Annotated in this window: 5 protein-coding genes and 1 pseudogene; 4 read left to right on the forward strand and 2 right to left on the reverse strand. The window is 68.1% G+C overall.

From position 1 onward, the window contains the following. Nucleotides 1-23 precede the first annotated feature (23 nt). The 4 genes from AC3WOH_RS25170 to AC3WOH_RS25185 all read left to right on the forward strand — a co-directional run bounded on the left by AC3WOH_RS25170 (nt 24) and on the right by AC3WOH_RS25185 (nt 4383). On the forward strand, nt 24-1031 hold the full coding sequence (locus AC3WOH_RS25170; RefSeq protein ID WP_492232066.1) for a MerR family transcriptional regulator: 1008 nt from the start codon (nt 24-26) through the stop codon (nt 1029-1031). Nucleotides 1032-1197: 166 nt separating this feature from the next. Continuing rightward, entirely contained in the window at nt 1198-3129 is a 1932-nt protein-coding gene (locus AC3WOH_RS25175; protein WP_492232067.1) for a YhgE/Pip family protein, read from the forward strand. Between the two features lie 122 nt (nt 3130-3251). Beyond that, complete coding sequence (locus AC3WOH_RS25180) at nt 3252-3743, forward strand: hypothetical protein (RefSeq protein WP_492232068.1); 492 nt, start codon at nt 3252-3254, stop codon at nt 3741-3743. Between the two features lie 148 nt (nt 3744-3891). After that, nucleotides 3892-4383 (forward strand): hypothetical protein, encoded by a 492-nt coding sequence (locus AC3WOH_RS25185; RefSeq protein ID WP_492232069.1) that lies wholly within the window; start codon nt 3892-3894, stop codon nt 4381-4383. Between the two features lie 16 nt (nt 4384-4399). Here AC3WOH_RS25185 and pdxR read toward each other — a convergent pair whose 3' ends face one another. Both pdxR and AC3WOH_RS25195 read right to left on the reverse strand, forming a co-directional pair. After that, nucleotides 4400-5929, reverse strand: a complete 1530-nt coding sequence (gene pdxR / locus AC3WOH_RS25190) for a MocR-like pyridoxine biosynthesis transcription factor PdxR (RefSeq protein WP_492232070.1) — start codon at nt 5927-5929, stop codon at nt 4400-4402. Nucleotides 5930-6153: 224 nt separating this feature from the next. Then, nucleotides 6154-6483, reverse strand: a pseudogene (locus AC3WOH_RS25195) (matrixin); the annotation flags it as partial.

Consider the following 6483-nt stretch of genomic DNA (forward strand, 5'->3'; position numbering starts at 1 on the left):
CAATGCTTGAAAGGATGACGGGCATGTCGATTTCCACCAGGCGCTGGAGCGCCGCACAAGCCAGCCGGGCCCTCGGCGTTTCTGCCAAGGCGCTGCGCATCTATGAGGAGCATGGCCTGCTGCGGCCGCAGCGGTCGGATGCGGGCTACCGCCTGTATGCCGAGGCCGATCTGGAGCGCGCGCGGGCCGTGGTGCAGCTGCGCGCCCTGGGCCTCACGCTGGCCCAGGTGGCCGCGGCGCTGCAGGGCGATGCCGCGGCCCTGCAACTGGCGCTGGCCGCGCGGCAGGCCGAGCTGGAGGGGCAGTTCCACCAGACCCGCCACGCCATCGACCAGGTGAAGGCCTTGCGTGCGGGCATGGCCGCGGGCCAGCCGCTGCGCACGGTGGACCTGGCGGCAACGCTGCAGCCGCGCGCTGCGCCGGTGCTGTCGTTCACGCTGCCCTGGCCGTGGAATGGCGAGCGCTTCGAGCTGGCCGAGGTGCGGCGCCTGAACTACATCGTGGGCCCGCTGGGCAGTGGCAAGACGCGGCTGATGCACTGCATTGCCGCGGCACTGCCCGGCTGCATCTACCTGGACGAGGATCGGCGGTGGACTGGGCCATGCGATGGCCCCATCGACGCTGAGCTGGCCTGGCTGTGCGAGGAGGGCGCCACCGACTCGCCGTCCCTGCGCATTCTGGTGCAGGCAGTTGTCGCCGATGGTGGCCGGCCGCCGCTGGTGGTGGAAATGATCGAGAACGGGCTGGACTCTGCCACGCAGGAGGCGCTGGCGCACTGGCTGCGCCGCCGTGCGCGGCACCAGGGCGCACCAGGGGAGGGAGGGCCGGTGTTCATCATGACGCGGTCCTCCGCTATCCTGGATCTGGCGCTGGTGGGCCCGCACGAGACCATCGTGCTGTGCCCGGCCAACCACACGCTGCCGCAGGTGGTGGCGCCCTATGGTGGTGCAGCGGGTTATGAGGCCCTGACCAGTTGCCTGGCCACGCCCGCCGCCCGGGCGCGGCTGGCGGCAGGGCCTGTTACAACATAAATCTTTACACAATTGCGCAGGCCTACGGCGCCTGGCGTACAGGCGGGGTGGGGCAGTTCAGGGCAAACTCCGGGGGGATAAGAGGCAGGGCACTAGCGCTTGATGCGAGGCCATGGTTTTTTTGCGCTGCCTCCACAAAGACAACAGAAGACCCAAGCTGCCTGCCATGCGACTGTTTCGCAATGCCCTGCGCGTCTCGATGCTCGAGGCGCGGCTGTTACGCGCCTTTCCCAAGCTGCGCTGGTCGCTGCTGGGCGTGGTGGTCATCCCGGCGTTCTACGCCTTCATCTACCTCGAATCGGTGTGGGACCCCACCAGCCACACCCGCAACCTGCCGGCCGCCATCGTCAACCTGGACCGTGGCGCCATGGCCAACGGCCAGGCGGTGAACCTGGGAATGGACCTGGCCCAGACGCTCAAGGACAAAGAGCAGTTCGGCTTTTATGAAGAGGGCGACCCTGATGTGGCCCGGCGTGCCGTGCGCCAGGGCAAAAGCCTGTTTGCGCTGGTGATTCCGGCCGATTTCAGCGCCGGGGCCATGGCCGCGGGCTCGCCGGGGGCCGGCAAGCTGGTGGTGTTTGCCTCCGAGGGCAACAACTACGCGGGTGCCGGCTTTGCCCGGCGCTTTGCCGAGGAACTGGGGCACCAGGTCAACGAATCGCTCAACGAAAAGCGCTGGGAGGTGGTGCTCGGTGCCAGCTCTTCGGCGGCCGACAGCCTGCAGCGCCTGCACGAAGGCGTTGCCAAGCTGCGCGAAGGGGCGGTGGCATTGCATAGCGGCATGGGCAAAGCCGAGGGCGGCTCGGCGCAACTGGCCAAGGGGGCGACCGAGCTGTCCAGCGGCGTGGCGCAACTGGGCGATGGCATGAAGCAGCTGGGTGCCGGTGCGCGCACACTCGATGCGAAGAAGCCCGAGGCAGCGGACCTGCAGGCCCTGAAAGCCGGCGCCCGGCAACTGGCCAGCGGGCAGGAGGAACTGCGCCAGGCCCTGCCGCAGCTCGAAGACGGTGCGCAGCGCCTGGCCGATGGGGCGGGGCAGTTGCGCGACGAGTCCAAGGGCCTGCTCTTCGGCGGCGACAAAGTCTCGGGCGCTGCCGGGCAGCTGGCCGATGGCGCGACGCAACTGCATGGCGGCCTGCAGCAGGCCAGCCAGGGCCAGGCCCGACTGGCCGAGGGCGCAGGGACCCTGTCGCAGGGCGTGGCGCAGATGGCGGACGGCTTTGGTGCGTATTCGGCCGGCGCCTCCACGCTGGCGGCCAAGGTGCCGGCCGATGCCAAGGTGGACCAGGTGGTGGACGGCAGCAAGGCACTGGCCGGTGCCGCCGGCGAGCTGCGCACGGGCTTGCTCAAGGTGAAGGACGGCTCCTCGCAACTGGTGCTGGGGCTCGATACGCTCGAAGCCTCGCTGCCCTCGGGCGGCCCCGGCATGGAGGGCACGGCCAGCGGCCTGGCGATCTCGGTCAAGCCGCAGATCGAGATCGATGCACCGGTCAAGAACAACGGCATGGGCCTGGCGCCCAACTTCATTCCCATCGCTCTGTGGCTGGGCGCGGTGATGACGGCCTTCATCTTCCACCTGCGCCGCCTGCCCGACGAGGCCGCGGGCTACTCGCGCATCTCGCTGCTGCTGGGCAAGCTCTGGGTGCTGTGGAGCGTGAACCTGCTGCAGGCCGCCTGCGTGCTGGCCATGGTCTGGTTCATGCTGGGCATACAGGCCGTCAACACCCTGGGGCTGGCGCTGTCGATGGCGGTCACCTCGCTGACCTTCATGCTCGTCATCCTGGCCCTGGTGCGCGCCTTCGGAGACGTGGGCAAGGCCATCGCGCTGATCCTCATGGTGCTGCAGCTGTCGTCGGCCGGCGGTGTGCTGCCGGTGGAGCTGACCAGCACCTTCTACCGCGACATCAGCCCCTGGCTGCCCTTCACCTGGTCCATCAAGGCCGTGCGCGCCAGCGCCTTCGGTGCGCTGGGCGGCGACTGGGGCATGGCGCTGGCCGTGCTCGGGCTGTTCGCGGCCGGGGCCTTCGTGTTCTCGCTGCTGGTGGGGCGGTGGAAGTTCGTGCCGCCCGAGGAACACAAGCCCGCAATGGATATCTGAATGGCCAGACCGCTGCTCTGCCAATGCTTCATGAGGCCAGTTGTTGGTTTGTGGATGGGCTGGGCCCTCAGCGCGACGGGTTTGCTCCCTGATTTGGTCTTGCGTCTGGTGCATTCCTCTTCATGATTGCCATTGCGTTCTTGCTGGTTGCCCTGGTCTGGACGGGCATCGTGGCGACCCTCGCTTTTCGCCTGGTAAGGCCGATCGGCGCTTCTGCCGAAGTGCGGGTGGGCCTGTGGTTCGTCATCGTTCCTGTACTCTGGGTTGTTCCCGTGCTTGATGAAGTGGTCGGAGCAAGGCAGTTCGAAGCGCTTTGCAAGCCGGAGAATGCGTACCACGTCCATTCCCGGGTGGAGAGTGCGGCGGATCTGGAGTTGGTCCACGGACAGTCTGAAGAGGTTGCGGGTAAAGCAATGCCCATCCGCGTGCGCCGCATAGACCTCATTGAAAAATCGACAGGAGCCCCTGCAGGGTTCATCAATGCCTACACCACCCATGGAGGGTGGATTTCCCGCCATGTGCTGCAAGGGTGGGGGCCCTGGTTCGGCAGACCTGAATGCGCCCCTCGGCCCGATCAGTTCCGCGAACGGGTGAGCGGCGCTGGTACGGCCTGAGTGCTGCCTTCGCAGACGCGGCCCACGGTGCGACGGAAAGGCAGGCGAACGCCCAAGACAGTGCTGTAGCGCGAGGGCGAAGCGCCGGTTTCTTGATAAGCTGAGCAGCCGTTTCCAGACTGCCCTCACCACGCCTCTGCCTTATCTCATGTCCGCCATCCTGTTCCTGCTGGTCGTCCTGTTCTGGGCGGCCGTTGCGTCGGCACTGGCGTTCAAGCTGGTCAAGCGGATTCCCGTTTCCATCGGGCTGCGCACCGCGCTGTGGCTGGCGCTCATGCCCCTGCTGCTCGTGGCCCCCATGGCCGACGAGATCGCCGGGGCGCGGCAGTTCGAGGCGCTGTGCCGGCCCGAGAATGCCTACCAGGTGCACTTCAAGGTGGACCACCCGCGCGACCTGCGGCAGGTGCACAAGGGGCATGGGATTGTGGCGGATCGGTGGATCCCCATCAGCGTGGAGCAGACCGACTACCTGGACCGCAGGACGGGCGCCGTGGCCGCATCGGTCAAGGCCTACAGTACTGAGGGGGGCTGGTTCTCGCGCAAGATCCTGCAGGGCTGGGGCCCCTGGTTCGGGCGCGGTGAATGCGCGATGAAGCCCAGCCAGGTGCGGCAGTTGCTGACGACTGCCGGCACGGTGTGACGGCCGCAGTGGCCGTTCAACGGCGCACTGCCTGCCGCGCTACGGGGGCCTGCATCAATTGCGAGAGCTTGCGCACGGCGGGCTCGAAGACCTCGGCCGAGGTGTTGCCGTAGCCCAGCAGCAGCCCGTTGTCCTGGGGCTGGCGGCGCAGGCTCAGCAGCGACAGGGGCGTGGGCAGGATGCCGTGCTCCTGCGCTGCGTGCACGATGTCGATGTCGCAGTAGTCTGGTGGCAGGCGCACGGCGATCTGCATGCCGCAATGGCCGCCCTCCACTACATGGGGCACGTGCAGGTGCTCGGCCAGCGTGGCGCGCAGGGCCGCCTGCCGGTCGCGGTAGAGCCGGCGCATGCGGCGCAGGTGGCGCGCGTAGTGGCCCGATTCAATGAAGTCGGCCATGGCCAGTTGCTCGTGCACGTGGCCGCCGCGCAGCATTTCGCGCAGCGAGCCCTGGGTGGCCGAGAGCAGGGGGCCCGGCAGCACCAGAAAGCCCAGGCGCAGCGCCGGGAACATGGTCTTGGAGAACGAGCCCACATACACCACCGGTGCACCGGCCACCAGGCCCTGCATGGCAGCCACGGGCTCGCCGCTGTGGCGGAACTCGCTGTCGTAGTCGTCTTCGATGATCCAGGCGCCCTGGGCCTGCGCCTGGGCGATGAGCGCCAGGCGCCGGGCCACCGACATCACCACCCCCGTGGGGTACTGGTGCGAGGGGGTGGTGTAGACCAGGCGCGGCGGGTGGGCCAGCCAGTCTTGCGGGCTCCAGACCATGCCCTGGGCGTCGGTGCGCTGCGGCACGATGTGCAGGTCGCCCGCGCTCAGGGCCGTGCGCGCGCCGCGGTAGCCGGGGTCTTCGATCCAGGCCGTGTCACCGGGGTTGGTGAGCAGGCGCACGCACAGGCCCAGTGCCTCGTGCGCACCCTCGGTCAGAATGACCTGGGCCGGGTCGCAGCGCACCCCGCGCGACAGCGCCAGGTGGCTTGCAATGGCCTTGCGCAAGGCCATGTGGCCGGCGGGGTTGCCGTAGTTCAGGCTGTCCTGGCGCGTGCTCCTGATCACCTTGCTGAGCGTGGCATGCCATTGGCTCAGCGGAAAGTGGTCAAGTGCGGGCACGCCGGGCCGCAGCGCCGCGCCCATGTCCATGCGGGGTACCAGAGGGGCGATGCCCAGCAGGCGCCGTGAAATGGCCACGGGTGCAGGCGGCGCAGCGACCGGGCCCGCAGGGCTGGTCGCCTGCGGCGCCGGGTGCGAGGGCCTGGCCGGCGCGGCCACCTGGGACACGCGCAGGCTCTTGCGTTCGGCCGCGACATAGCCTTCGGCGGCCAGGTGCTCCAGCGCAATCACCACCGTGTTGCGCGAGATCTGCAGCTCATCGGCCAGGCGGCGCGAGCTGGGGAGTTTGCTGCCCGCCGTCAGGCGGCCATCGAGGATGGCATCCTTGATGCGGTGGTACAGCTGGCGTTGCAGCGAGGCGGCGCCGGCATCCCTGAACAGGGGCGCAGTGAACAGGGTGCTGGAAGCGCCGTAGGGCTGCGGCGGGGTGGTCATGTCACGTGGCGGGCTGGGGAAAATGGCCCTGCCGAGGCTATGGCATAACAAATCCACACCCGATGTTCCAACGCATGAACCGGGGTAAGTCTTTGCAAGAAAGGCGACGAAGCAGCGATCTGTGTAAGGCGATGTGTGCCATGCACTCTGCCGGTGCGTACGCGCGCATGCAGAGGCAACAAAGCCCGCATGCGCGGGCCTTGTCATCTGGGCGGTGAACCCGTTCAGGCGAACTCAATGCCCTTTGCTGCCAAACCCACCAGATCGATGCGGGTGGCATTGAGGTCCAGGTTGGCAGCCATCACCACCAGCTCAGCCGCACTGGTGCCCCCGGCCATGATGTCGGTAAGGATCTTGAGCTCCCCACTGGTGCCCGCCCGGCCCGTCACATTGGTCCACAGGGTCTGCGCGATCTGGGTGGGGGTGCTCGCCCCCAGCAGTTGCAGCCCCAGGCCCGCAATGGTCTGGCTGCTGGCGCCGGCATCGAGCAGGCGAATCACCTCGCCCACGATGCCCTTGTTGGCCAGAATCCCTGGCCCGGCCAGCGCGCCCAG

This window comes from Acidovorax sp. FW305-C-20-28 (assembly GCF_058783375.1).